Below are 23,601 nucleotides of genomic sequence, written 5' to 3' on the forward strand. Positions count from 1 at the left end.
CCCGGCCCCCGGTCAGGGGGTGTCGCCGGGTACACCCCCGCCGGCCGCCAGGACCTTCGCCTCCACCGTCGGGTCGAGGCCGACCGGCGGGCGGTCCGGGCGCTGCGGGGCCACCCCGCCGAGGCCGCGCAGCCAGTCCCAGGTGTCGGCCACGGTCCGGGCGACCGGCCGGCAGCGCAGTCCCGTCGCCAGCGCCGCCGACACGTCCGCGCCGTGCAGGGCGTCGTACGCCTCGCTGCCCGGCGGCACCCACACCGGCAACCCGGTCCACGGCTCGATGCCCGCCGCCAGCACCGCCTCGGGGTCGGTCCAGCGCAGTTCGGCCGCCGCGCCGGTCACCCGTACGCAGGTCTCCAGCAGTTCGCCCGTCGTCGTCAGACCGCGAGGACCGATCACGGTGCGGGGCCCGGCCAGCTCCTGCCGCACCCCGTCCAGGATCCACTCGGCGAGATCGCGGACGTCGATGTACTGGAGGGGCAGGTCGCGGGGGCCGGGTGCCAGCACCGGACCCCCGCGGGCGATCCGGTTCAGCCACCAGGGCAGCCGGCCCACGTTCTCGTACGGTCCGAGCAGCAGCCCGGCCCGCACCAGCAGCGAGTCCTGGGCCCCGAAGGCCTCGATCGCCGCCAGTTCGCCGCCGCGCTTGTCGCGCGCGTAGTCCGTCCGGCCGGCGTCCGCCGCGGCCCCCGCGACCAGGGGCGCGTCCTCGGTGTAACCGGCGGGCGGGGCCCAGGCGTACACCGAGCAGCTCGACACGTACACGTACCGACCGGCGCGGCCCCGCAGCAGCCGCGCCGCGTCGAGCACCACCCGCGGCGCCGCCGACCAGGTGTCGACGACGGCGTCCCAGCCGGGTTCACCGGCCAGCGCGGCGAGCCCGTCGGGCGCGGTGCGGTCGCCGTGCAGCGACCGCACCCCGGGCGGTGGGGGATGCCGTCCCCGGTGCAGGACGGTCACGTCCCAGCCCCGTGCGAGCGCCGCCTCGACGACGGCCCGGCCCGCGAACTCCGTACCACCCAGCACCAGCAGTCTCATGCCGGTGACTCTGCCCGGCGCGGCGGCCGGAGGGAACCGCGCTCTGCCGACAGCAGACGCCGCGGCGCCCGCCCGGCCGCCGCCGGACCGTCAGCCCTGGGCCGGCGGCACGTACTTGTATCCGACGCGGCGGATCGTGAGGATCGCCCCGCGGTGCCGGGGGCCCAGTTTGCGGCGCAGCCGGGCGATGTGGACGTCCACGGTGCGGCCGTCGCCGACGTGGCCGTAGCCCCACACCGTGCCGACCAGGTGGTCGCGGGTGTGCACCCGGTGCGGATGCGCCACCAGGTGGGCGAGCAGCTCGAACTCCAGGTAGGTGAGGTCGAGCGCGCGCCCGGCGACGTGGGCGGTGCGGTGCACCGGGTCGACACGGATGAGCGGCTCGTGGCCGGCGGCGGCGTCGACCACCTGCGGGGCGGGGTGGCCGGGTACCGCCACCGGCCGGACGGGCGGCTGCCGGTCGGCCGGGACGAGGACCAGATAGCCCACCATCGGCGGGCGGCCCGGCAGGTCGGGCAGCGTGTGCTGCGGAGCGGGCAGCCAGGTCGCGTCCGGCGCGAGCAGCTCCGCGATGTCGGGCACCTCGTCCGGCTCGACGGCACGCAGCCGGTGCCGCGGACTGCCGGGGGCGGGTGCGGGGGACAGGGGACGGGAGAGGGAACCGGGGGTCGCCATGAGAGGTCAGCTCTTTCGCGCGAGAGGTCCGTCGGGGGACGTACGTCGTGTCGCGCCGGCGTGGGCCGTGGTGTACGGCGTCAGCGGGCCGGCGCGGTCGTCGCGCGGCAACACGCCCGGTCGAAGTCGTGGTGCTGACGGGAGGGCCAGAAGGGCTCCAGGTCATGGCGACCTGTCGCGGAGTACTTCTGGAAGCCGACCATGACCCCATTGAAGCAGACGCCGGTCCGCGACCGGACCTCCTCTCACACCTCGGACGCCGCCCGACCCGGCACGGCGGCGCACCGGACGCACGAGGGCGCCCACCGCAACGGTGGGCGCCCTCGTCGACAGCGGTCGGATCAGATCTGGCCGGCCTTCTCCAGGGCGGAGCAGCAGGTGTCCACCAGCAGGCGGGTCACCACGTACGGGTCGACGTTGGCGTTCGGGCGGCGGTCCTCGATGTAGCCCTTGCCGTCCTTCTCGACCTGCCACGGGATACGGACCGAGGCACCGCGGTCGGACACGCCGTAGGAGTACTTGTCCCACGGGGCGGTCTCGTGCAGGCCGGTCAGGCGGTCGTCGATGCCGGCGCCGTAGTTCTTGACGTGGTCGAGCGGCTTGGAGCCCTCGCCCAGCGCCTCGCAGGCGGTGACGATCGCGTCGTAGCCCTCGCGCATCGCCTTGGTGGAGAAGTTGGTGTGCGCGCCGGCGCCGTTCCAGTCGCCCTTGACCGGCTTGGGGTCGAGGGTGGCGGAGACACCGAAGTCCTCGGCGGTGCGGTAGAGCAGCCAGCGGGCCACCCACAGCTGGTCGGAGACCTCCAGCGGGGACAGCGGGCCGACCTGGAACTCCCACTGGCCGGGCATGACCTCGGCGTTGATGCCGGACAGGCCGAGGCCCGCCTTCAGGCAGTTCTCCAGGTGGGCCTCGACGACGTCGCGGCCGAAGATCTCGTCGGCGCCGACACCGCAGTAGTAGCCGCCCTGCGGGGCCGGGAAGCCGCCCTCGGGGAAACCGAGCGGGCGGGCGCCGTCGAAGAACGTGTACTCCTGCTCGATGCCGAAGATCGGCTCCTGCGCGGCGAACTTCTCGGCGACCTCGGCCAGCGCGGCACGCGTGTTGGAGGGGTGCGCGGTCATGTCCGTGTTGAGGACCTCGCACAGCACCAGGACGTCGTCGCCGCCGCGGATCGGGTCCGGGCACGAGAAGACCGGCTTCAGCACACAGTCCGAGGCGTGGCCCTCGGCCTGGTTCGTGGAGGACCCGTCGAAGCCCCAGATCGGCAGCTCGGCGCCCTTGTCCGAGTCCGCCAGGATCTTCGTCTTGGAACGAAGCTTGGCCGTCGGCGCGGTGCCGTCGATCCAGATGTACTCAGCCTTGAAGGTCACGGGCCACATCCTTCGGGGGTGGGTCTGGGTGCGCTTGCGGGTGCTGCGGCGCTGCGGCACCGGGACGCCGCACTGTCTGCCGGGCAGCTTGTCAACAGGCGATTTCCCGATCATTGCCCGAATGTGAACCCCGTGTTACCCGGTCGTTCCGTGGCGGACCCCACCGGGGTGAGGCCCTGCCGCTCCTTGGCGGGAGCGGCAGGGCCTCTGTGACACGTGACGACTGTTTCAGCGATCTCCTGGGCGGCGGGGCCTCACCCCACCTTCTCGATCAGCGCCCGGCGGATCAGGAACTTGCCGGGCTCGCGGACCTGTTCGAAGGCCGCGTTGTTGAGCAGCGCGCAGCTTCCGGAGACCGAGGTGACCTCCACCGTCGTGGACTTGTTGTTGTCCAGGTTGGTGACCTTCAGCTTCGTACCCGCGGGGAACTGGTTGCTCGACGCGGCCGGGGCGCCGCCCTCACCCGAGAGGGTGACGGTGGAGCCGTTGCAGACCTGCTGCCCGGCACCGGCACCGGCGCCCGGCGCCTCGGGCTCGGCCGGCTGTCCCGCCTGCCCGCCGCCGTTGCCGCCCGCCTGCTCACCGGCGCCCTGACCCGCGCCCTGGCCGTCACCGCCCGGCTGCGCGGCCTGGGAGCCCTGAGCCGACTCCCCCACCACACACCCGGACGCCTCCTGCTGGACCTTGATCTGCGCGATGACCGCCTCGCGGTTGGCGATCCGCGCCTGCGACTGCGCGTCGGGATTCGCCTTCTGGTCCGCGATGAACCGCTCGTTGTTCCCGAGGGCGGTGGCCAGGCCCTGACAGACGGTGGACTCCGCCGCCGTCTGCGCGGCGTTGGAGGTGCTCGCCATGACGAAGGCACCGCCTCCCGCCACCGTCGCCGCGCTGACCAGCAGCGCCAGCTTCTTCTTCGTGCTGAGAGTTCTCCTGCGCGACATGCGCGCCTCCTGGGAGGTAGGGGAGCGTACGCCGCTATGTACGGGATGCCGAACGAGGTTACTCAGCGGTCACGGGAGTCCGTTGAAGTAACCTGCGTCACACGGGAGTTGACGGACGGGCCGGGTCTTCGGAACACGACAGGCCCTAGGGCCTCGTCAGGCAACGTTTGACGGGGCGAACGTTGCCTGACGCGGCACTAGCGGCCCAGTGCCTCGCGTACGGCCTCGTCCGTTCGGGCGACCAGCGCCGTGCCGTCGTCCGCGGTGATGATGGGCCGCTGGATCAGCTTGGGGTGCGCCGAGAGCGCCGTGATCCACCGGTCGCGCGCGGCGGCCTCCCGCGGCCACTCCTTCAGCCCGAGCTCCTTGGCCGCCGCCTCCTGGGTGCGGGTGATGTCCCACGGTTCGAGGCCGAGCCGGGCGAGGACGTCGCGGATCTCGTCCTCGGTGGGTACGTCCTCCAGGTAGCGGCGGACGGTGTAGTCGGCGCCCTCCGCGTCGAGCAGGCCGATGGCGCTGCGGCACTTCGAGCAGGCGGGGTTGATCCAGATCTCCATGGGGATCACGGTACGCCGAGGTCCCCGAAAACCCGTTCTCAACGTGCGTCACAGCGACCCCGAAAGCCCTTGTGGCCAGGGCCTTTTGTCAGTGGGGGACGGTAGAATAGAAGCAGTGTTCGAGGGTGTCGCCGGGGTGTCCGGGCGGCGCCCGGATCGCGACAGGAGGATGCCTGTGCCCGCTGCCGCACTGAAGCCGAAGCCGTTGCCGACCCAGTCCACCGCCAAGCGCCCCGTCCTGCTCGACCTGCCCTACGCACCCGTCGAGAAGCGGCCGCTCCCGCCGGGGCGTCCGCGTGAGTGGTACATCTCGCACAACCGCCGGCTCAAGGCGATGCGCCTCGCGATCGCCCTGCTCGACACGGGCGTCTTCGGGCCCCACCAGGCTCGGAACGAGACGATCCGAAGCACCGCGGAACTCATAGGCGTCCACCCGCCGTCGGACACGACGTGCCACATGGTGCGGGCGCTGCTGCGGTACACGCGGTGAGCCGGGGCGCCGGGTACCGCACGGTCGCGGTACCCGGCGCCCGAACGCGCGCCCTCACCCCGCCAACTCCCGCTCCACCGGCGTCCTGAACCGCGGGGTGAACCTGGTCGTCCCGACCCACTGCCGAAGCCGTGCCGCCTCCGCCTCGATCGCGGCACCGGCCTCCCGGCCCACCCCCTCCTCGTCGAGCACCCGCCAGGCGATCTCGCCGTCGGGCCGCTGGGCCCAGCCGCCCACCACCCGGCCGTTCCACCAGACCGTCGGCCCCACGTTGCCGCTGCGGTCGAACAGGGCGGGGCGCTGGGCGGGGGAGAGGAACCAGTCACGCTGCTGCCAGCCCATCGCCGTCGGGTCGAGGCCGGGCAGCAGGGCCGCCCAGGGCTCGTCGGGCGTCTCCACCGGCCCGGTGTCGCCCTCGGCGACGAAGCCCGTGCCCTCGTCGAGCCGCACCTCCCGCGCCCCGATCGCGGCCAGCGCCCGGCGGACCTCCGTCACCCGCCAGCCCGTCCACCACTTCAGATCGGCCTCGGTCGCCGGGCCGCAGGCCGCGAGCCAGCGGCGAAGCAGATCCGCCTGGGCCCCGGCGGCGTCCAGCTCGGGATGCGCCGGCGCCAGGGCCCAGCGGGCCTGCGTGGACGTCCAGGAGCCGAGCGGCCGGCCGCGGACGACCTTCCCCTCCACGCCCAGCACCCGCAGCAAACGTGACGACACGGTGTGGACGCCCTCGTAGCTCTTTCCGGCCGCGTACACGAACTGCTCCCGCAGACGCGGCTCGTCCCGCGCCAGCTCGGCGGCCGTCGCCTCGCCGCGCCGGGCCAGCGCGGCGAGCGCCGACTCCTCGACCTCCTTCAGCCATGCCGCGTCCGGAGCGCCCGCCTTCGCCATGTCCTTGACCAGCGAGGCGCGTTCGCGGGCGGCGACCGCGAGACCGGTCGAGGCGCGCACGACGGCGGTCAGTTCCGTCGGGAACACGAACACCGTGTGGCGCATGCCGTGCATCCGCACCAGGGCCCGCTCCGTGTACAGTGCCCGCTCCGTCTCCGGCACCGTCCGCGACGCATCGGCGAGCCGCGCGCCCACCGCCAGATACACCGTCGCGGGATCCGTGCCGTGCAGCGCGACGAGCGCGTCGGCGACCTCCTCCGGGCGGGCGGCGCGCGCCGCCGGGGCCAGTCGGTGCCGCCGCGCCAGCCGCGCGCGCCGCTCAGCCGTGCCGATGTACGGCATCCGCTCGTCGGCCATGGTCCGCTCCCCGCCCCTCATTCGTGTCCTGAGCGCACTCGTCCCTGCGGACATCCTGCCGAATGCCACTGACAATCACCGTGGTGGCCGCTCGACCGGCGGCCCGGCGGGCAGTCCGCCGAGCCGTCGTGCCGTCGGCCCTCGAACCGTCAGCCGGCGTGGTGGATCCGGGGTCGGGAGAAAAAGCAGATGCGGCGCCCCATGGTCCCGGCGCTACCCTCGACACATCCCGTCCACCGCCCAGGGAGGCCCGTCATGGGCACCATCATCCTCTCCGGGACGGTCGTCCTGGTCGTCCTGGGTTTCGGTAACCACCTCTACTGGCTCGCCGCCGTCGCCGTGCTGTTCCTCTATGTGCGGTACGGGCGGGGAGCGTCCTCGACCCCGGCGTCGGGCGCCGCGGCTCCGCCGCCCGCGACGTACCGGGCGTACCGCGACCGCCGTGACACACAGGCCAAGTGGGAGCGCCGCTACCGTCGCGAGCGTCCCCTGGAGTCCCGCCGCCAGGCTCGCGAGAAGAGCAGACAAGGCAGATAAGACAGACAAGGCAGACAAGAGCGGGACCCGCGGTGACGGCGGCCCGGGATCACAGTCCCGGGGCGCCCCACACGGGGAACCAGCGCCGCAGGTCCTGCTCGATGCGCAGATCGTCGGCGAGGGCCGCCCGCACCTGGATCTCCAGCGGGTTGTCGCGCCGCTGCCCGGCACCGGGCAGCGGCGCGAACGGGTAGAAGGTGCCCCTCTTGTAGAGGTACACCAGTGCGAGCCGCTGCCCCGCTCCGTCCCGGAAGCCCGCCAGGGAGCACAGCAGCTGCGGGCCGAAACCGTTGACCTCCATCGAGCTGTTCACCGCGTGCAGATCGTTGACGAGCTGCGGCAGCTCGCCCGGGCCGCGGCGGGAGACCAGCCACGAGTAGCCGTAGTCGTCCCGCTCCAGCCGCACCGGCGGTCCGGTGCGGTCGGTGTCCGCGTCCAGCAGGGCCTGCACCTCGCGGTGCGTCTGCTCGAAGGCGTCGCCCTCGACCGTGGCGAAGCACACCGCCCCGTGCCCGGTGGGCACGAAGGAGGTCGTCACCTGGAGCGTGACGGCCGCCGAGGGCAGGGCGAACAACTGGTCGAGATCCGGCGCGACCGGTTTCGTACGACCGAGCAGGATGTCCAGCAGCCCCATCCTCAACTCACTTTCCCGGGTGCCGCGGCCTCACCCAGCTCCGCGGAGATCCGCCCCAGCTGCTCCAGCCGCCGCTCGAGAGTGGGGTGGGTGGAGAAGATCCGTCCCAGGCTGGGGCCGGAGCCCAGGGCCGGGGTGAAGTAGAAGGCGTTGAAGGCCTGGGCCGTCCGCAGGTCCTTCGTCGGGATCCTGGCGATGTCGCCGGAGACCTTGGTCAGCGCGGAGGCCAGTGCCGAGGGCCGGCCGGTGAGCAGGGCAGCGGCCCGGTCCGCCGCCAGTTCCCGGTACCGGGACAGGGCCCGGATCAGCAGGAAGCTGATCGCGTAGACCGCGGCCGAGACCGCCATCACGCAGGCCAGCACCATAGCGGCGTTCTGATCCCGGCGGGCCCCGCCGAACAGCCCCGAGTAAAGGGCGAACCGCACGACCAGGCCCGCGATCACGCCGAGGAACGACGCGACCGTGATCACCGCGACGTCCTTGTGCGCCACGTGCGACATCTCGTGCGCGAGGACGCCCTCCAGTTCCGCCGGCTCCAGCCGCCGCAGCAGACCGGTGGTCACGCAGATCACCGCGTGGTCGGCGTTCCGGCCGGTGGCGAAGGCGTTCGGCATGTCCATGTTGGATACGGCGACCACCGGCCTCGGCATGTCGGCGACCGCGCACAGCCGGTCCACCACGCCGTGCAGCTCGGGATACTCCTCCCGCTCCACGACCCGACCGTGCATCGCGTACAGGGCGACCCGGTCGGAGAACCAGTACTGCGCGCCCAGCAGCCCGGCCGCGACCACCACGACCAGGACCCAGGACTTCAACAACACGATCAGCGCGGCGACGAACGCCACGTACAACAATCCGAGCAGGAACAGCGTGACCGCCATCCTCGCGGTCAGGCGCCGGTCGCTCCGGAAGCGGCTGTGCATGTACATCACCTCGGACTACGCCGCACCAGGGCCTTCGGACCTGTCGGACAACGCCGCGCCGAGGCCCTTCACCCACTGCCCAGTGTGCACCCGCCGCACCCCATGAAGCGGTCGCGATCAGCCCCAGGACCTGCAAAGATTTCGCCGCCGCACGGCCCGCCGGGTCCCTCGTACGGCTCAAGATGCTGAGTGATCGATGGGCGGCTAGCCTTTACGTGAAGGCCGCAAGCGCGGACGGGCCTTCCGCCGACCAGATCCTCTCCACCAACGACTGCCCATTCGCCGTACGGACCGCTATCCCTCGCGGTCGGAGTGAAGGCGTCGACGGTCGAACCGTCATCCGCGTACCCAGGCGGCAACACCTACGACCACGCCGCAGCACTCATGCCGCGGTCGTGGCCATCCGTCCGGTTCGTGCTCGGGAAGGACCGCACGATGGGATGGAAGGAAGGTATCTCCATGAAAGCACCTCGCGCCAGGCGTCTCCTCGCGTCGTCCGCTGTGGCCCTGCTGCTGGCCGGCGGTGCCGCGATCGGCACGGCAGGTACTGCCTCCGCGGCGACCCCGTCCACCGCACCCACGAGCACACCCACGAACTGGGGCTGCGGCGGATGGTGGGACGACGACTGCGGCTTCGGCTTCAACCGGGGGTTCGACAACCGGTTCGGCTTCGGCGGCTTCAACGGGTTCAACGGCTTCGGCGGCTTCGGCGGCGGCGGTCCCGTGGTGATCGTTGTGGGCTGACCGCCGTGGCCCGGATCCGCAAGGACCCGAAGCGCACGGCCGAGGGCCGCCACCCGGAGTTCGGGTGGCGGCCCTCGGCACGCTCCGCACGGCGGGCGCGCGATGTGCGCGCCCGCCGCGGTGTGTGTCACACGTCGAAGAAGTGATGGTGCGGCGCAGCCACCTGGCAGTCCTGTCCGTGGACCCGGTCTGACCAGCAGGAACGCCGTCATTGTCTGTCGTTGTCGGTGGTTGCCGACCACCTTCGGACGGCCCAGAGACGGCCCGGCACGGCGGCCCAGTACACCGCCCGCGACTTGCGCAGGCTCCATGGCGAGTGCATGAGCACCGCTTTAGGAGTTCGATCAAGGGGGCGTCGCTGCCTGCTGGGGCCGATGACGCGACAGCACGGCAAGCTGCGGGAGACCATGGGCGTGCGCCGTCGTTGATGTCAGATGTGGATGTCAGGCAGGCCGAGGCGCGATGTTCACTGCTCGGTAGTCGTAGCCGTCCTGCTTGAAGCCGGGAGCTTCCCATGTGAGGTCGACCTGCTGTCCGCGCGACAGCGTGCGGAAGCCGGTCGTCTGGATGTCGGAGAAGTGGCCAAAGCAGCCGCCGGGAGTCTCGGGTGAGTCGAGCACGCCCCACCCCTCCTCGTCGCTCCACTCGCGGACAGTCGCAATCACCATGGGCGGAACCCTACGGGCTCTGTCGGCGCCGGCACATATCTGGAGCCTCAGCTTGGGAAGCTCGGGTTTTCTAACGGCCGTTGCTGCGCTGACCTGCGGCAGAGCGGTGCCGGGGCCCTGGACACTTGTGTAGTCAGTGCCCGCTGATCCCCGTGGTTCCCCGCAGGATCTGGCACGCGAATGGCACGACCCGTTCGCTCCGGAGAACCCTGGCGGAAGCTCGGTTTTGGGGTCTGAGCCTCAGCCGACGACAGTCAGCCACGACGGCGGGCGCGTGGCAGCGTGGCATTCAGCGATGACTTCTTCGTCCTAAAGCAACTTGGGTGAGGGTGGTGCGCAACTCCTCGACAACCTGGAGTGCGACACGTTGGACGCCCTTGTCTTGCAGCGCCTCAAGTGCCTGATGGACCACCACACATGACTGCCCCGCATGTGAGGCGCGGGTCCGGCCAACCGCCCGCTCGATCTTCGACAGGTGGGCTTTTCGTGAAACGGCAGCATCTACTGGTTGCATACGGGACACTACGACCAGCCACTACGCCGAGAGCTCCCCGGAGAAACCATGGATGCTAACCCCGCCGGCCAGGGAAACCGAATCTTCGTCAGCTACGCACACCTGGACGACGAACTCCTCAACCAGGCAGTAGAGCATTTCACGAGTGATCTGCGGAGCTTTTACTCTGCGAAGACGGGTAGTGCACTGGAAGTCTTCTTCGACCGCGAAAGTATCGGCTGGGGTTCTGATTGGCGACGCCGAATCGACTCTGAACTAAGAGGCGCCTCCATCTTCATGCCTATCATTACCATGCAATATTTTAACCGGCCGGCCTGCCGTGAAGAGCTAAATGCCTTTCATGGCAGTGCTTCGCTGCTAGGCGCCAAGTATCTCATCCTTCCCGTCGTAATCATGGGTGCCAGCGCAATCGTGGCAGACAGTCAGATGCCCGAGGTGCGCCTCATTGAAAGTATCCAGTTCGAAAACCTCGAAGAAGCATTCTTGGCGGGTCGCGGCACGAGGGAATGGAGGGAAGCAATCTCAAGGATCGCCGATAAGCTGGTGGCAATCATCTCTCAAGCGGAAGACAACCTTTCTGTTGCCGCATTGGCAGATGGAGCTGAAAAGTCAGAGGAGCTGGACGAAGAATTCGACTTGTTTCAGCACTTTGAACAACTGAACCGACTGGGAGAGGCTCTCGCGCCCGAACTGGAAGCAGCAACGCAAGATCTCACCACGTGGTGCACAGTGGTGCAGGGAGAGATGCAGAAGTTCGGCTCTGCCTCCCCAGCCGTTCTCCGGTCTCGACTCGTTGTGATGGCATCCGCAGTAGGCGAGCCATCTCTGAAGCTTCAGGAGAGTGCGACGGGGTTCGCCCAGTCCGTCACAGAGGCCGACGCGCTCTTGCGCGCCGTCGTTGGCCAGCTGGTTAGTGTCAATACATCACATGGTGCAGCGATGGCGGAAAAGATCATTGGGGATGTCACGCAAGGATCGACTGACCTTCAAGCTTTCCTGGAGGGCCTCGGTGAGATTCTGGAGATGCTGAGGACCATGGAAATTATGAGTGTTCCCCTCCGGAAGGCGATCAAGCCAGGCCGTATCGGCTTCACCAAACTTCAAGACTCCATCAGGACGATCGATGGATGGCGTGGACTTTCCATCCATTGAGAGAAATTACCCTTGCGCTCTACGCTGTTTGAATTTTTCGAACTGAGCGGAGTAGACGTAAAGGTAATCCATCAACGCTTCCGCGAGGGCTAGTGCATCTGCGGCATCGTCTTCAGTAACCATCTTCTCGCTGAAGTGGGCGCCTTCATTGCCTAGCAGTCGGAGAGCCTGGCTCCATTCCAAAAGGCGCCCATCGATTTTACCGCTCTCCTTAAGTTGTTCAAGACGTCTCATCAGTGGTCCTCGATTATCGATGCCCTGATCACTGCACACCCCCTCCAGTGCTCGACGTACCATCACTACGGTTGCTGTATATGCCTTTACAGAGAAGCATCTGTGTGCCTCCTCGTGCTGTTTTCTCAGAATTTCTGGAATTAGCCAACTAAGTGACCTTTGAGTGTTCGGCCAGACCGTAGCTGGATTACCGTCCCAGCCCTTGCCATAGTCTTCCTCTATGGCAAGAAGGCCATCGCCACATTTAAGGCATCTTGCAAGCTGGAGGAGTGTTGGAAAACCCTTGCTTGCAGTTCCTTCGACCAGCACTCCTTCCACTACAGCCATGACTACCTGGTCGCACGTTCCGCAGGTGGCAAGGATGTTGTTCCCGATGCGCTCGCGAGCTTCAGTCATAAGCGCATGCTAGGGAGTTGTGCGCACCTCTGGGGTCAGTTCCGACTAGCAGGTCGGTGAAACGGCTTTGGCAGGTGGCCTGCCTGGTCTGGGATCTAGCATGGTCAGGGGGCCGTACGCCGCCTGGCAACTCGGGCAGGCTTTGGGCCTGACCACAATGTGCACGAGTGCCCCCCAGCCTTGCTCGATGCGGGACCTGATCGGGGAGGTGGGTAAGGCTGCGGCGCAGACCGCCCCAGCCGCGATGTACCCCTTCTCTGGCACATGTGGCTGATTGCCCTGTGCGGCACGGGCGCCAGCCGGGCAGGAGCGGCGCCATTAGGAGCGCATGCCCGGCGGGGGCCGGGCCGCGCGCGGTGAGCGGAGCGGGCCGCCTTGATGGAGTAGAGAATGTCCTACCGCGCGGAGTACGACGGTCCCTGCGCTTATCGATCCGTACAGTGTGCGTGACTCCCCAACTGGACAGGGGCAGCACAAGGCTCACGTGATTCGGTCACTCCCGCTCTGCGGTGTCTGCCACCAGTCGGCTTGTGAACCCGGCGTCGCGCAGGCGCTCGTACGCTGCGGCCACGTCATCCGGAACGTGCTGCTCGATCATGAATCCCTGCTGCGGGTAGATCATGAGTCGCTGTTGCGCGCCCGCCAACATGTCGATTACCAGGCCTGCGTCTCCGATCGAGTCGACGTAGTCAGTCAGGGTCATGGGTGTGGACGCACTGACCCACTCGACTTCGGGCCACAGCTTTCGTGCGGTCGCGTAGGCCCGTCGTTCCTCGTACGGCTTGCTGACCAGCAGGACGGACGACACGGCGGCCTGGTGCTTGTCGAGCAGGGTGCGAGAGAAGCGGATGTTCTCTCCTGTGTTCCGAGCCCGCGGTTCAACGAGGATGGCATCGCCCGGCACACCCAGTTCCATCGCCCGCTCGCGATAGTGCTCAGCCTCGCCACGCGGCATACGGGCGCGTGTGGTGCGGCTGGTGGCGCCGGTGAAGACGATCAGCGGCATCATGCCCCGGTGGTAGAGATCAGCGGTTGTGTCCGCGACTCCGAGGTCATGACTGCCGAGTCCGATCGCGACAGAGCATGGGCGCAGTTCGTGCCCCATCTGCTGGAAGTCCCAGAGCCGTTGAGCGTCGGTCCATGCCTGTGCTGAGATCACTTGCTTTCGCCCTCCGCTTTCGCCGAGTCAGGGACCTTGAAGTCATACGTCCAGGCGAAGCGCGTCGCCGCGTGAACGCCGATCGCGAACTCCACTACGGTGCCGTCGGCCGTATAGGTCGTCCGGTGGAGCTCAACCACCCATTCCCCAGGGGCGAGCTGGAGGAGCTGGACTTCGTCCGCCGTGGGGATACGCGCGAACAGAGTCTCCTGCATGTGATCGATCTCGTATCCGGCGTCGTACAGAACACGGAAGCCGCCGCCCCGGCCGGCGGGCCCCGGCGTCGGGTCGACGATGCGCGTCCCTTCCACGTGCTCGGGACGGTAGTAGCTCGTCAGCGTGTGCGTCGGCTGTGAACCCTCCTTGACCACACGCGCACGGGCGTAGACCTCCGCACCTTCAGGCAGGCCGTGCGCCTGAGCGACAGCGGCCGGCGCCGTCACACGGCTGACGGTCTGAGTCTGTTCGTTTCGCTTGTAGGTGCGTCCGGACGCAACACGGTCCGCGATGAACGCCACTTCGTCGCCGTCCCGCCACTTGGCCTTGTCGTACCGCGCGATGCCGAGTCGCTTGAGCGGGGCCCGCTCGCGGACGACTGTGCCGTGCCCGCGCGACGACGTCACCAGCCCTTCAGCCTCCAACGCCTTGTAGGCCGCATGGACCGTGGACTTCGAGCCCTCGCCCGCTTCCACCAGGTCCCTGATCTGCGGCAACTGGGTACCAGGCGCGTATTTGCCGTTCCTGATCTGTTCCGCCAGTCGGTCCGCCAGCTCCCGCCACTTGGGCGCCATACAGCACTCCTCTCGACACCGACCAGTGAAGCACAGTCCCAGGACTGTTGACAGTCCTGGGACTGTGCGGCAAGGTCTTACCCAGCGGCCCGCAGTCCTAGGACAGCGAGTCCGGAGCGTCCCTATACGGCTGCTCCTATGCCGCCCGGAGGGCTCCGTGAAACGGGCTCGAAGGAAGCGCCGGTTCTTTGACAACTGAATGGGGATTACGCCGCCTCTCCTCGGCCAAGTAGGCGGCCACACGGGACCTCTCCCGTGTGAGGTACTGCGCGACCCAGCCTCCGCAGCACTGCTGCGGCCGGTTGCCTCCGCTGCTCGACTCGCACGAGCAGCGCTGAGGGGAGCCGGACGCCCGTTCATCGCTTCCGAACGGGCCGCTGATCCACCACATCGAGCGATCCGAGAGGACCTGCATGCGCAGGATCACGAATCCCAAGCACCCGAACGTCGACCAGGTCGGCACGGACGTCGAGTGGGAGGGCGAGCTGCACCGGATCACGGACGTGGGCGGTGGCTGCTTCAAGCTCGTCCGTCTCCGGGACGGCTACGGCCGGAACGTCGAGATTCACAAGGTCAACCGCCACCGCTAAGCGGCATCCTCCCCGCGCTCAGCGCGGACTCATCCATGACAGCAAGCGGCTCCCGGGGCGCATCCCGGGAGCCGCGGTCGGGCCGTTCAACCTTCGAGAGGAAACACGACCCAATGAGCCACATCGTCACTGTTCAGGAAGCTGTTACCGCGTTCGCCGACTTCATCGAGCCGACGGACGCCGAGCTGGACGCGATCGAGCAGGAGATGCCCGTCATCCTCGCCGACGTCGACCTGCTGGACGCGCAGATCATCACCCTCGACCGCGCCCCGACCGAGCTGGACACCCGCCGTCTCCGCCGGGCCCGCCGCCGGGCGCTCGCCGCTCGCGTCGAGCTGGCCAACCGCACGGCCGGTGCGACGCTGCCGGCGGGGGGTGCGGCATGAGCCCGCACAGCACCCCACGCCGCTGGCCGCTGCTGCTGGTCATGGCGGGCGTTGTGGTCGCGATGACCGCGACGACGGCCGCGTTCGTCACGCACGACCCGGAATGGCGCTATGTGCTGGCGGCCGGCGGCATCGTGCAGGTCCTCGGCTGGACGCTGCACGGCTCGCGTCGGTCGGGCGGTGACCGATGAACGCCAAGGCCGCCAAGACTGTTCTCCCCGCCGTCGCGATGACGGCGGTATCCATGGTGCTGACTCTGGCCGTGGTCCTGATATGGCTCGGCGCAGCGGTGCCGTGGCCGGTCGCCCTGGTTGTCGGTCTCGGGATCGACGGCGGATGGCTGGCAACCCTCGCCTACGAACGGCGCCTGGCCGCGCAGGGCGACCACAACCGGGCGGTCACCGCCGTCGGCTGGTCCTTCGGAGCTTTGGCAACCAGTGTTCTCGTAGCCCACGCCCTGACCGCGGAAGACTCCGCCGGCGCGTGGCTCGCGGTCGCGTGGCTGCCGATCGCCGCGAAAGCTCTGTGGCTGGTCCACGGCCTGTGGGAGCGCACCGCGCTCACCCCGGTCGCATTGGATGCGATCCGCGGGATTCAGCAGGAAGCACGCGACGAGGCGGCCGTGGCCCGCGCCCGGCTGCGGGCCGAAGCGTCGACGGAGGAGACGCGGCTGACGGCCGTGACGGAGGCCGGTGCACGCGTCGCGCGGGTGCAGGCGAAGACGGCAGAGACGCTGTCTCAGGCGTGGTCGACGCTGGAGACTGCGCGGCAGGGTGACGGCACGAACCGTGCTCTGACGTGCGTCACAGAGCGCGTCACACCCGCGTCACAGCCGATGTGGAAGCTGCCCGTATGGGGTCCCAGTGAGTCGGTCCCTGCCATCGAGGCGGTTCCCGCGCTGACCAACGCGGAGCTTGACGCCATCGTGGCCGACATCCTGCACACCGAGGGGTCGGCGATGCCGTACCGCGAGCTGTCCGCCCGCTTCCGGGCCCTGGGACACAGCGCCGGGGAGACCCGGCTGCGTGCCTCCTTCGGGCGCGTGGTCCGCAAGGAGCCTGCCGCATGAGCACCGTGGCCCTGACGCTGATTGCCGCCTTATGGGCGGCAGGGTGGGCCGTCCAAACGGTGTGGATGTCACGTCGTCTGCGGACCGCCCGCAGGGACCCGCTGACCGGTCTGTGGACGCGGGACGCCTTCACCCGCCAGGCCCGCCGCCTGCTGCGCAACCGGCATGCGGTCGTGGTCCTGGCGGACGTGGACCGCTTCAAGCAGGTCAACGACACCCACGGCCACGCGGCCGGCGATACGCTCCTGGCCGCCACCGCGGCCCGGCTCGCCCACGCGGTAGGCCGGTCCGGCGTGGCTGGCCGGTTGGGCGGAGACGAGTTCGCGGCCGTTCTGATCGACCGTGACGGCACGGCCGCAGACCAACTCGCCGTCCTGGGCCGCATCCTGGCCCGCCCCGTCGAAACCGCGCCCGACGTGCACACCAGCGTCTCTCTGGGGTGGGTACGCCGGGCCGACCACCCCGACGAGGGCCTGTCGGCACTGCTGCGGCGCGCAGACGAGGCCATGTACGCAGCCAAGCGGACACCCTCCAACGTCCGCCGCGCCGCCCTGGGCCGTCTGCTCGCCTCCGTCACCGGACGCAGGCCCGGCCGCCGTAACACGGCATGAGCACCCTCCCCGCCTACCGATGGCGCCTAGCCCCCGACGGACTGGCCACCCGCCGCCAACTACGGGCCCGCGGCCTGCGGCCCGGTGGCCAGGACGTCGCCGCACAGCTCGAACGCCCCCGCCGACGGCGGGGGCCGCTGGTCGCCTACCTCTACCGCATCGACCTGGCCCTGCCTGTACGGCCCATGACACCTGCCAAGTGGGAGGCGCTGGCGAAGGCCAACGCGGCCCGTCGCGCCTGCCCGGCCTGCCGGCGCGATGCCGGATACGTCATCCCCGCCTCGCTCGGCACCTGCGTGTCCTGCGCTGGCCCCGGGGCGTGATCACTACAGGCTGTCAAAGATTCGCGCGACGGCATCCCGGATCCGGTACCAGCGCCGGTGCTGCTTGCTGCAATACCGCCGCCTGCGCCACCAGCTGCGCGGCTGCGGCACCGGCGCACGACACCACTTGCACGGCCGCGTACGGACCGCGGATTCCCCACCCATGCCGCACACCGTAAACCGCCTACCCGGTCCCGCAGGGACCCAACAGGGAGTACCTGATGGGCAATTCCGACATCCGCCGTCTGGACCGAGAGATCCAGGCGACCACGAAGAAGCTCGAAGCGGTCCGGCGGGGCGAGTGGTGGCCGCTGAACGGCAGCGAGCGGCGTGCCATGGCCCGCGCCTTGGCGGGCGGCTCCTACCGCGCCGCACGTGGCCGCGGCACCGGCCGCGCTGAGCAACGGATGGACACCACCGCCTCGGCCGCAGAGACGCGGCTGAACGCGGAGTTGACCGCCCTGCACGGCGAGCGTCAGCGGCTCATCACCGAAGCCGCACGCACGAAGGCCGCGAAGAAGTCTTCCGGCTGGTGGTGACCAGCCACAACGCCGGGGTGACCGCCTCTTTCCACGGACACGGCCACCCCGGCTCTCACTCCCGAACTCCCGCCCCCGAAAAGGGGGCAGTCAGGAGCTTTCCCAGCATGGCTGAGAACGTCGTCCACCTCCACAAGCCCACCGACCCCCCGACCGCCGACACGGCACCCACCGTGCTGACCGTCGTCCCGGACGCCCCGCCGATGCCGCGTGTGCCGCTGTGGGTGCGTTCCGGGCGTACGGTGAAGACGGCCGTCACGCACGAGAACACCAAGTCGACCGTGCGCGCGGTAGCGCGGCACGGCCTGTACACGTTCAACGGGGGCCGGATCGTGGCCCGCCGCACGTGGGACGGCCGTACCGGTGCCCGGTACGAGCGGATGATCCGGGCGGCGGAAGCCGCGGGGAACCTGGAAGCGGCCGAAGAGTGGGAGGAGCGGTTGCAGCGCTTCCGCGCCGCCCGCCACCACCGCCGCATGGACCTCCTCCACTCGCCCGTCGACGCGGCCAAGGGCGCTCTGGTCGGGACCGGCATGGGCATAGGCGGCCTGGTCGCCCTCGGTGTGGTCATGGCCATCGCCAACGAGGACATCAGCGACGTCATCACCCCGATCAGCGCCGTCATCGAGTTCATCGCCCTGCTGATCCGGATCGTTCAGGTCGTGTGGGGACCGCTCATCTCGATCGGCCCGTTCCTTGCCCTGCTCGCGCTGTGGTCGGTCGGCCGCAAGCAGCAAGCCGCACCCCAGTGGGCACTCCCGGCGAACATCCGCACGGGTGAGGGTGAGCCGATCACCCCGTCCATCGTGGTCAAGGCCCTGCGCGACCTCGGAGTACCGGCGCTGCGCAACGCCATCAAGGAGATGGGTGACGCCGGCGCGTCCATGCTGGGACCGATCCGGATCGCCGGATGCGGTGTGGAAGTCGACGTGACCTTGCCTTCCGGGGTGGCCACCAACGAGGTGCAGGGCAGGCGCAGGAAGCTTGCCGAGAACCTGACCCGGCATGAGCACGAGGTGTTCATCACGATCCCGGAAGCCGCCCGGACGGTGCGGTTGTGGATCGCCGACTCCGGGGCGCTGGATGAGCCGATCGGCCCGTCGCCGCTGGTCACCGATGAGACGCTGACCGCGAACTACAAGACCGGTCGGGCCCCGTGGGGGCAGGATCTGCGCGGTGATGCCGCGGAGCTGAGCGTGTATCAGCGCCATTTGCTGGTCACGGGTCTGTCCAACCAGGGCAAGACCGCCGCCCTGCGCGCGCTCGCCCTGTGGCTGGCACTGGACCGCACCGTGCAGTTCTGGATCGCCGACCTGAAGGGCATCGGCGACTGGGCACCCTTCGACGGCATCGCGAAGGTCCTGATCGAGGGCCCCTCGGACAGTCACTGCGTTCAGGCCACCGAGATGGTTGAGGATGCGGTCGAGGAGATGAACCGGCGCATCGAGGCGATCCGTAAGGATCCGTCGATCGTGTTCCCGCCGCTGATCGTGCTGGTCGATGAGGCACAGAAGGCGTTCATGTGCCCGGCCAAGGGCGAGGACGGCCGCCCCTACGGCGGCTCCAAAGCCACCTCCCGCTACTTCATGGCCGTGCGTGAGATCCACAACCAGGGCCGTGCGGTCGACGTGCTGATGTGGCAGGGCACGCAGGACCCGACCGACCAGAACCTTCCCAAGCTGGTCCGAGAGGGCGCCCACACCCGTGCATCCCTCGTGGTCGGCACCGAATCGCAGGCTGAGATGGCGCTCGGGGCCAAGGCCGTCAACGCCGGCGCCGCCCCGCACCTGCTGCGCCAGGGCCTGGACAAGGGCACGCTCGTGGTCGCCTCCGACGGGATCGCCATCCCCGCCGGTCAGGCCTCCATCACCGTGCGCACCCACTTCATCGATGACGAGCCGGCCGCCGAGATCGCCGCCCGGGCCAAGGCCCTGCGCGACGGTGTGACGACCCTGCGTGTCATCGACCGGGACGAGGAACGAGACGCGCTCGCCGACGTGGCCGCCGTCATCGGCGACGCCGCGCGTCTGCGCACCGATGAGGTGCTGAAGCGGCTGCACGTGCTGGACACGGCCGTCTACCGCGAGTGGAACAACGGCCGCCTGAAGCGGCTGCTGGAGGAGCACGGCGAGGAGCCGAAGAAGTCCCACGGGGTCATGGTCGTACGCCGTGACGACGTGGCCCGCGCGCTCGCCAACCGTGATAACGAGGGTTCCGCTTCCGCTGCCGAGTAGCGGGGAGGAACGAACCTCCGGCCCGGGGAGGCGGGGAGAACTCCCCAACCCCCTCCCCGGGCCCGCATCCCCGCGCTGATCAGCACAAACATCGTTTCAGGGAGGCGGGGAGGCTGCCTGCTCAGACCCCTGAAACACCCCTCCACACGGCACCCCCAAGGGTGTGCCGCTGCCTCCCCCACCGCGCACCGGAAGGGATTCCGCATGTACCCCGACCACACCCACGGCGCACCCGTTCAGCGGGCCGTGGAAGTCCACCAACCCACCCCGTACCCGCCCACCGTCGCCATCCCGGCACCGTTCGTTGCGGTGCAGCCGGGCGCCGTTCCGGCGGTGGCGAGCGTCGTCCTTCCGGACGGCCGCGTCGTCACCGGCTACGCCATGAGCCCGGTGCAGCCCGAGCCGGTCGCCGCGAAACCGGCCGTCTCCCGCGCGGCGGTGAACGTCGCTCTCGGGGGCGTCGGTTTCCTCGCGGTGTGCGGCGGACTGCTGCTGCTCACCACGTTCATTGCTGCGCTCACCGCGCTGATCACCCAGCTCATCACGCTGGCCGCCGTCATCTTCGGCGGATGGATCGCCGTACAGATCTTCGGCGCCAACCGGCACGGCGGCGGGACCACGGTCAACATCCGCAGGGCTGTGATCAAGCGCAACCACTTCCACGGCTAGCTACGCCAAGGGCGGCCCCCGCTCACGCCAATGAATCCGGGGCCGCCCTTGCCAGCCAGAACCCATCAAGGAACTGGAGACACCCCAGGATGACGCAACCCACGCCCTACCCGCAGCACACGGCGCTGAGCCTCGCAGCCTCCGGCGTGCCCGTGCTGCCCCTGCGCCGGGGCAAGGTCCCGTTCGGCAACTGCAAGGCGTGCGCGGACAACGCGTGCGGCGGCCGGCCAAACATGAAGGCCCCGGGCCCGTGCCGCTGCCCGGCCCCCTGCCACGCCTGGGCCGCCGCCACCACCGTCCCTGCCGTCATCGTTTCGCCCTCGTGGGCGGTGGCGTGGCCGCGGGCGGTGTGCGTCGGCTACCACCCCGGCGGCGCTGACCTGACCGTGGTCGACCTGGACGACGCAGACGCCATCGCCTGGGCCCGTACCACCCTGCCCGTCACCCGGACCGTGCCGACAACGCGCGGCGAGCACTGGATCTACCGAGGCACCATGGCTTCCTCGAACGGGGTGCGTCCCGGCGTCGACATCAAGTCGACCATGTCCTACGCCCGCTACCTCGGGCCCGGCACCGGCACCATGACCGCCCTGCCGGACGCAGTGCGCGCGCTGGCCATGAGGGAGCCCTCCCCGATCAGGCCGGCGCCGCACGCGGTCGCCGTGCCCGCACGGTCTGCGAACGAGGAGTGCCGTCACCGCACGCCCGCCTACCTGGACCGCGGCATCGCCATGGCCGAACAACGCATCACCGAAGCCACCTGCGCGGTCCATACGACCGTGTACCGAACCTTCCTCGCCGTGCTGTCCACGCACGGCCGGTGCGGCTGCCTCACCGACACCCACGTTGCACGGTTGTTCACCGCCGCGCGAGCCAAGGGCGAAACCGCCCGGCATTGCACCGACGCGTGGACCAACGCCCGCACCCGGTTGGGACTGTGACCATGCCCGACGACGAAAAGAACCCCGCCCGCGAAGTCATCACCGACTACGCGCAAGCGCACTTCCGGTACTTCCGCACCGCCGACGGCACCGTGTACGCGCAGCGCAACGGCCACCCCGTAGCCCGCCCAATTCGCTCCCAGGGCACCACGGGCAGCCACCGCCAGGAACTCATGGTCGGTCTCTTCCGCGATGGGCACGGCGTATTCAACGGCACCGCGCTCAAGGAAGCCTTGGACTTGATCGAAGCACTCGCGCTGACCGAGGACGTGCAGCCCGTCCACATCCGCGTCGCCCCGGGATTCGACGGGGCGACGTGGCTGGACCTGGGACGGACTGACGGACGCTCGGTTCGTATCCACCCCACGGGCTGGGACATCGCCGTCCCCGACCCGCGCGAAGTGTGCTGGCGACGCACCCAACTCACTGGAGAACTGCCCCTGCCCGCCAAGGACACCGACGGCAAAGGCATCGATCTCCTGCTGAGGCTGACCAACTTCGCCAACGCCGCGACCGAATGCCTGGCCATCGCCTGGCTCATCGGCAGCCTCGGACCCTCGGTCCCCGTCCCGGCCCCGTTCCTCACCGGACCCCAGGGCGCCGGCAAGTCCTCCGCCGGTCGCATGCTCATCCGGATCATCGAGGGCATGAGCAGCGACCTGCGCCGCGCGCCGAAGGACGAGGAGAACCTGATCGCGGCAGTGGCCGCTGGGTGGGTCACCGCCCTGGACAACCTCTCCCACATGACCCCGGACCTGTCGGACGCGATGTGCTGCATCGTCACCGGCGCCGAGAACGTGAAACGCGCTCTCTTCACCGACGGGGACGTTTTCCGCGCTCGCTACCGTCGGCCCCTGCTTCTGACCGGTATCGACGTGGGAGTCATCCGCCCCGACCTCGCGGAGCGGCTCCTGCCCCTGCGTCTGGAACGCCCACGCGTCCGGCGCACCGAGGCGGAACTGTGGGCGGAGTACGCGGAGGTTCTGCCCGTTGTCCTCGGCTCGCTCCTGGACCTCACGGTCAAGGTGCGCGCGGTCGAGGCGGAGACCCCCACCGACCTGCGCATGGCGGACTTCGCGCACCTGTGTGCGCAGCTCGACGCGGCGACCGGCTTCGGAGCGCTCGCCGCGTACCGGGCCAGCCTGGACGACCTGAACGACGACGTGATCGAGGGCGACCTCCTGGCGCAGACCGTCCTCCGGCATGCCGCAGACATCGAGCCGGGCGCAGAGCAGCGGATGACTTCCACGGAGTGGCTGTACTGCCTCAGCTGCCTCTACACGGGCGAGGACTTCCGTCCCCTACCCAAGGGGTGGCCGACCACTGGCAAAGTCCTCTCCGACCGTCTGAAGCGTCTCCAGCCGACGCTGGCCGCCCGGGGCGTCCTCATCGACTCGGGCCGCACCAGGGAAGGCCGCTACATCGAAATGACCCGCTCCCAGGTCACGCCCCCGCACGAGCAACAGGTGTTCTGACCGGCACGACCCCCCACCACACAAGCAAGAGGAGCACCACCGGCCAGGCGTGCTCCTCTTGCTGTTCGGCGGCGGTGCCGCCTGCGCAGGACGCGCCGCGAAGCGGCTCGTTCTTCCCGCTCTGAGCCGCACTGCACCACCGCAGACCACCTCTCTTTTTCCTAAGTAGAGGAACGCTGCGTCACCGCGTCACCGGGCGCCCTGAAAGCAGCGGGTGACCTGCGCATACAGCCCGTGACGCAGACGTCGTCGGCTGCGTCACGCCGCGTCATCCGCGTCATCGGTGACGCACGGGCTGCGTCACCGACGACGCACGCCCCGTCCTCTGCGTCACCGCAAACCCACAGGTCAGGAGCCCTGAATGACGCAGGTGACGCGGTGACGCAGAAATTCGCACCTCGGACACACGCGGCCATGCCCTCTGCCTGGAGTTCCTATGGCAATGCCGACAACCCCCGGCCCCCTCGCCACTCTCCGAGGCGGCCTCCCCGACCGGTACCTCACCCCCAACGACATCGCCGACATGTTCGGCGTGCCGCTCGAAACCGTCTACCAGTGGCGCAGGAAGCGCACCGGGCCGCCCGGCTTCCGTATCGGTAAGCACGTCCGTTACGACCCGGTCGACGTTCGCGCCTACGTCGCTCAGCGCAAGGGCGTCTGCGGGGGCCCCGCCTAGTCAACCGCCCCACCCAGACAGCAGGG

At 69.3% G+C, this 23,601-nt stretch carries 28 protein-coding genes; 16 read left to right on the forward strand and 12 right to left on the reverse strand.

The features are described from left to right. Nucleotides 1-12: 12 nt before the first annotated feature. The 5 genes from DN051_RS27255 to DN051_RS27280 form a co-directional block, all read right to left on the reverse strand. On the reverse strand, nt 13-1,035 hold the full coding sequence (locus tag DN051_RS27255) for an SDR family oxidoreductase (protein ID WP_112439679.1): 1,023 nt from the start codon (nt 1,033-1,035) through the stop codon (nt 13-15). 90 nt (nt 1,036-1,125) lie between these two features. After that, nucleotides 1,126-1,710 carry a winged helix-turn-helix domain-containing protein gene (locus DN051_RS27260; protein WP_112439680.1) on the reverse strand — a complete coding sequence of 195 codons (585 nt, stop codon included), beginning with the start codon at nt 1,708-1,710 and terminating at the stop codon, nt 1,126-1,128. Nucleotides 1,711-2,051: 341 nt separating this feature from the next. Then, on the reverse strand, nt 2,052-3,080 hold the full coding sequence (gene glnII, locus DN051_RS27270) for a glutamine synthetase (RefSeq protein WP_053763924.1): 1,029 nt from the start codon (nt 3,078-3,080) through the stop codon (nt 2,052-2,054). A gap of 254 nt (nt 3,081-3,334) precedes the next feature. Continuing rightward, on the reverse strand, nt 3,335-4,021 hold the full coding sequence (locus tag DN051_RS27275; protein ID WP_112439681.1) for an RlpA-like double-psi beta-barrel domain-containing protein: 687 nt from the start codon (nt 4,019-4,021) through the stop codon (nt 3,335-3,337). A gap of 197 nt (nt 4,022-4,218) precedes the next feature. After that, a complete protein-coding gene (locus DN051_RS27280; protein ID WP_053763926.1) occupies nt 4,219-4,578 on the reverse strand; it encodes an arsenate reductase family protein in 360 nt (119 codons plus the stop codon). Between the two features lie 175 nt (nt 4,579-4,753). Here DN051_RS27280 and DN051_RS27285 point away from each other — a divergent pair, with 175 nt between their 5' ends. Beyond that, entirely contained in the window at nt 4,754-5,068 is a 315-nt protein-coding gene (locus tag DN051_RS27285) for a hypothetical protein (RefSeq protein ID WP_053763927.1), read from the forward strand. A 54-nt stretch (nt 5,069-5,122) separates the two neighbouring features. Here DN051_RS27285 and DN051_RS27290 read toward each other — a convergent pair whose 3' ends face one another. Next, nucleotides 5,123-6,310, reverse strand: coding sequence for a winged helix DNA-binding domain-containing protein (locus tag DN051_RS27290; RefSeq protein ID WP_112439682.1), 1,188 nt, complete (start codon nt 6,308-6,310; stop codon nt 5,123-5,125). Between the two features lie 255 nt (nt 6,311-6,565). Here DN051_RS27290 and DN051_RS27295 point away from each other — a divergent pair, with 255 nt between their 5' ends. Beyond that, a complete protein-coding gene (locus DN051_RS27295) occupies nt 6,566-6,847 on the forward strand; it encodes a hypothetical protein (RefSeq protein ID WP_112439683.1) in 282 nt (93 codons plus the stop codon). Between the two features lie 49 nt (nt 6,848-6,896). On the opposite strand, the gene pspAB is transcribed toward DN051_RS27295, so the two are convergent. Both pspAB and htpX read right to left on the reverse strand, forming a co-directional pair. Beyond that, entirely contained in the window at nt 6,897-7,481 is a 585-nt protein-coding gene (pspAB, locus tag DN051_RS27300) for a PspA-associated protein PspAB (protein ID WP_053763930.1), read from the reverse strand. A 2-nt stretch (nt 7,482-7,483) separates the two neighbouring features. Further along, nucleotides 7,484-8,404 carry a zinc metalloprotease HtpX gene (gene htpX / locus DN051_RS27305; RefSeq protein ID WP_053763931.1) on the reverse strand — a complete coding sequence of 307 codons (921 nt, stop codon included), beginning with the start codon at nt 8,402-8,404 and terminating at the stop codon, nt 7,484-7,486. A 459-nt stretch (nt 8,405-8,863) separates the two neighbouring features. Here htpX and DN051_RS27310 point away from each other — a divergent pair, with 459 nt between their 5' ends. After that, the gene (locus DN051_RS27310) at nt 8,864-9,148 is read left to right on the forward strand and encodes a hypothetical protein (RefSeq protein ID WP_053764004.1); all 285 of its coding nucleotides are present in this window, start codon (nt 8,864-8,866) and stop codon (nt 9,146-9,148) included. A gap of 443 nt (nt 9,149-9,591) precedes the next feature. Here DN051_RS27310 and DN051_RS27315 read toward each other — a convergent pair whose 3' ends face one another. Next, complete coding sequence (locus DN051_RS27315; RefSeq protein ID WP_112439684.1) at nt 9,592-9,816, reverse strand: cold shock domain-containing protein; 225 nt, start codon at nt 9,814-9,816, stop codon at nt 9,592-9,594. A gap of 562 nt (nt 9,817-10,378) precedes the next feature. Between DN051_RS27315 and DN051_RS27320 the strand changes: the two genes are divergently transcribed. Beyond that, a complete protein-coding gene (locus DN051_RS27320; protein ID WP_112439685.1) occupies nt 10,379-11,482 on the forward strand; it encodes a TIR domain-containing protein in 1,104 nt (367 codons plus the stop codon). A gap of 6 nt (nt 11,483-11,488) precedes the next feature. Here the strand turns inward: DN051_RS27320 and DN051_RS27325 are convergent, their stop codons facing one another. The 3 genes from DN051_RS27325 to DN051_RS27335 form a co-directional block, all read right to left on the reverse strand. Next, nucleotides 11,489-12,112: a DUF4145 domain-containing protein gene (locus DN051_RS27325; RefSeq protein ID WP_112439686.1), complete on the reverse strand. Its 624-nt coding sequence runs from the start codon at nt 12,110-12,112 to the stop codon at nt 11,489-11,491. A 493-nt stretch (nt 12,113-12,605) separates the two neighbouring features. After that, entirely contained in the window at nt 12,606-13,271 is a 666-nt protein-coding gene (locus DN051_RS27330; protein ID WP_112439687.1) for a YdcF family protein, read from the reverse strand. Beyond that, entirely contained in the window at nt 13,268-14,062 is a 795-nt protein-coding gene (locus tag DN051_RS27335) for a GntR family transcriptional regulator (RefSeq protein WP_112439688.1), read from the reverse strand. The genes DN051_RS27330 and DN051_RS27335 overlap by 4 nt, the downstream gene beginning before the upstream one ends. Nucleotides 14,063-14,475: 413 nt before the next feature. On the opposite strand from DN051_RS27335, the gene DN051_RS45905 reads away from it, so the two are divergent. From DN051_RS45905 to DN051_RS27390, 12 genes are all read left to right on the forward strand, one after another. Next, on the forward strand, nt 14,476-14,652 hold the full coding sequence (locus tag DN051_RS45905; protein ID WP_199314691.1) for a single stranded DNA-binding domain-containing protein: 177 nt from the start codon (nt 14,476-14,478) through the stop codon (nt 14,650-14,652). 113 nt (nt 14,653-14,765) lie between these two features. After that, a complete protein-coding gene (locus DN051_RS27340; protein WP_112439689.1) occupies nt 14,766-15,038 on the forward strand; it encodes a DUF6284 family protein in 273 nt (90 codons plus the stop codon). Further along, on the forward strand, nt 15,035-15,229 hold the full coding sequence (locus DN051_RS27345) for a hypothetical protein (RefSeq protein ID WP_112439690.1): 195 nt from the start codon (nt 15,035-15,037) through the stop codon (nt 15,227-15,229). The genes DN051_RS27340 and DN051_RS27345 overlap by 4 nt, the downstream gene beginning before the upstream one ends. Further along, complete coding sequence (locus tag DN051_RS27350) at nt 15,226-16,107, forward strand: protein spdB (protein ID WP_112439691.1); 882 nt, start codon at nt 15,226-15,228, stop codon at nt 16,105-16,107. Before DN051_RS27345 ends, DN051_RS27350 begins: the two co-directional genes overlap by 4 nt. Beyond that, complete coding sequence (locus tag DN051_RS27355; RefSeq protein WP_112439692.1) at nt 16,104-16,718, forward strand: GGDEF domain-containing protein; 615 nt, start codon at nt 16,104-16,106, stop codon at nt 16,716-16,718. Before DN051_RS27350 ends, DN051_RS27355 begins: the two co-directional genes overlap by 4 nt. Further along, entirely contained in the window at nt 16,715-17,041 is a 327-nt protein-coding gene (locus tag DN051_RS27360) for an RRQRL motif-containing zinc-binding protein (protein WP_112439693.1), read from the forward strand. Before DN051_RS27355 ends, DN051_RS27360 begins: the two co-directional genes overlap by 4 nt. Nucleotides 17,042-17,262: 221 nt before the next feature. Further along, entirely contained in the window at nt 17,263-17,580 is a 318-nt protein-coding gene (locus tag DN051_RS27365) for a hypothetical protein (protein WP_112439694.1), read from the forward strand. A gap of 107 nt (nt 17,581-17,687) precedes the next feature. Further along, nucleotides 17,688-19,814 (forward strand): FtsK/SpoIIIE domain-containing protein, encoded by a 2,127-nt coding sequence (locus DN051_RS27370; RefSeq protein WP_112439695.1) that lies wholly within the window; start codon nt 17,688-17,690, stop codon nt 19,812-19,814. 204 nt (nt 19,815-20,018) lie between these two features. Beyond that, complete coding sequence (locus DN051_RS27375) at nt 20,019-20,483, forward strand: hypothetical protein (protein ID WP_112439696.1); 465 nt, start codon at nt 20,019-20,021, stop codon at nt 20,481-20,483. Nucleotides 20,484-20,572: 89 nt separating this feature from the next. Continuing rightward, entirely contained in the window at nt 20,573-21,424 is an 852-nt protein-coding gene (locus tag DN051_RS27380) for a bifunctional DNA primase/polymerase (protein ID WP_112439697.1), read from the forward strand. A 2-nt stretch (nt 21,425-21,426) separates the two neighbouring features. After that, entirely contained in the window at nt 21,427-22,899 is a 1,473-nt protein-coding gene (locus DN051_RS27385) for an ATP-binding protein (RefSeq protein WP_112439698.1), read from the forward strand. A gap of 436 nt (nt 22,900-23,335) precedes the next feature. Next, the gene (locus DN051_RS27390) at nt 23,336-23,575 is read left to right on the forward strand and encodes a helix-turn-helix domain-containing protein (protein ID WP_112439699.1); all 240 of its coding nucleotides are present in this window, start codon (nt 23,336-23,338) and stop codon (nt 23,573-23,575) included. Nucleotides 23,576-23,601: the final 26 nt, after the last annotated feature.

It is taken from the genome of Streptomyces cadmiisoli, assembly GCF_003261055.1.
In the GTDB taxonomy this organism is placed as follows: domain Bacteria; phylum Actinomycetota; class Actinomycetes; order Streptomycetales; family Streptomycetaceae; genus Streptomyces; species Streptomyces cadmiisoli.

Coding starts and splice junctions, on each gene's coding strand:
- DN051_RS27255 (WP_112439679.1), bottom strand. CDS start 1,035: ATGAGACTGCTGGTGCTGGGTGGTACGGAGTTCGCGGGCCGGGCCGTC.
- DN051_RS27260 (WP_112439680.1), bottom strand. CDS start 1,710: ATGGCGACCCCCGGTTCCCTCTCCCGTCCCCTGTCCCCCGCACCCGCC.
- DN051_RS27275 (WP_112439681.1), bottom strand. CDS start 4,021: ATGTCGCGCAGGAGAACTCTCAGCACGAAGAAGAAGCTGGCGCTGCTG.
- DN051_RS27280 (WP_053763926.1), bottom strand. CDS start 4,578: ATGGAGATCTGGATCAACCCCGCCTGCTCGAAGTGCCGCAGCGCCATC.
- DN051_RS27290 (WP_112439682.1), bottom strand. CDS start 6,310: ATGGCCGACGAGCGGATGCCGTACATCGGCACGGCTGAGCGGCGCGCG.
- DN051_RS27295 (WP_112439683.1), top strand. CDS start 6,566: ATGGGCACCATCATCCTCTCCGGGACGGTCGTCCTGGTCGTCCTGGGT.
- pspAB (WP_053763930.1), bottom strand. CDS start 7,481: ATGGGGCTGCTGGACATCCTGCTCGGTCGTACGAAACCGGTCGCGCCG.
- htpX (WP_053763931.1), bottom strand. CDS start 8,404: ATGCACAGCCGCTTCCGGAGCGACCGGCGCCTGACCGCGAGGATGGCG.
- DN051_RS27310 (WP_053764004.1), top strand. CDS start 8,864: ATGAAAGCACCTCGCGCCAGGCGTCTCCTCGCGTCGTCCGCTGTGGCC.
- DN051_RS27315 (WP_112439684.1), bottom strand. CDS start 9,816: ATGGTGATTGCGACTGTCCGCGAGTGGAGCGACGAGGAGGGGTGGGGC.
- DN051_RS27320 (WP_112439685.1), top strand. CDS start 10,379: ATGGATGCTAACCCCGCCGGCCAGGGAAACCGAATCTTCGTCAGCTAC.
- DN051_RS27325 (WP_112439686.1), bottom strand. CDS start 12,112: ATGACTGAAGCTCGCGAGCGCATCGGGAACAACATCCTTGCCACCTGC.
- DN051_RS27335 (WP_112439688.1), bottom strand. CDS start 14,062: ATGGCGCCCAAGTGGCGGGAGCTGGCGGACCGACTGGCGGAACAGATC.
- DN051_RS45905 (WP_199314691.1), top strand. CDS start 14,476: ATGCGCAGGATCACGAATCCCAAGCACCCGAACGTCGACCAGGTCGGC.
- DN051_RS27340 (WP_112439689.1), top strand. CDS start 14,766: ATGAGCCACATCGTCACTGTTCAGGAAGCTGTTACCGCGTTCGCCGAC.
- DN051_RS27345 (WP_112439690.1), top strand. CDS start 15,035: ATGAGCCCGCACAGCACCCCACGCCGCTGGCCGCTGCTGCTGGTCATG.
- DN051_RS27350 (WP_112439691.1), top strand. CDS start 15,226: ATGAACGCCAAGGCCGCCAAGACTGTTCTCCCCGCCGTCGCGATGACG.
- DN051_RS27355 (WP_112439692.1), top strand. CDS start 16,104: ATGAGCACCGTGGCCCTGACGCTGATTGCCGCCTTATGGGCGGCAGGG.
- DN051_RS27360 (WP_112439693.1), top strand. CDS start 16,715: ATGAGCACCCTCCCCGCCTACCGATGGCGCCTAGCCCCCGACGGACTG.
- DN051_RS27365 (WP_112439694.1), top strand. CDS start 17,263: ATGGGCAATTCCGACATCCGCCGTCTGGACCGAGAGATCCAGGCGACC.
- DN051_RS27370 (WP_112439695.1), top strand. CDS start 17,688: ATGGCTGAGAACGTCGTCCACCTCCACAAGCCCACCGACCCCCCGACC.
- DN051_RS27375 (WP_112439696.1), top strand. CDS start 20,019: ATGTACCCCGACCACACCCACGGCGCACCCGTTCAGCGGGCCGTGGAA.
- DN051_RS27380 (WP_112439697.1), top strand. CDS start 20,573: ATGACGCAACCCACGCCCTACCCGCAGCACACGGCGCTGAGCCTCGCA.
- DN051_RS27385 (WP_112439698.1), top strand. CDS start 21,427: ATGCCCGACGACGAAAAGAACCCCGCCCGCGAAGTCATCACCGACTAC.
- DN051_RS27390 (WP_112439699.1), top strand. CDS start 23,336: ATGGCAATGCCGACAACCCCCGGCCCCCTCGCCACTCTCCGAGGCGGC.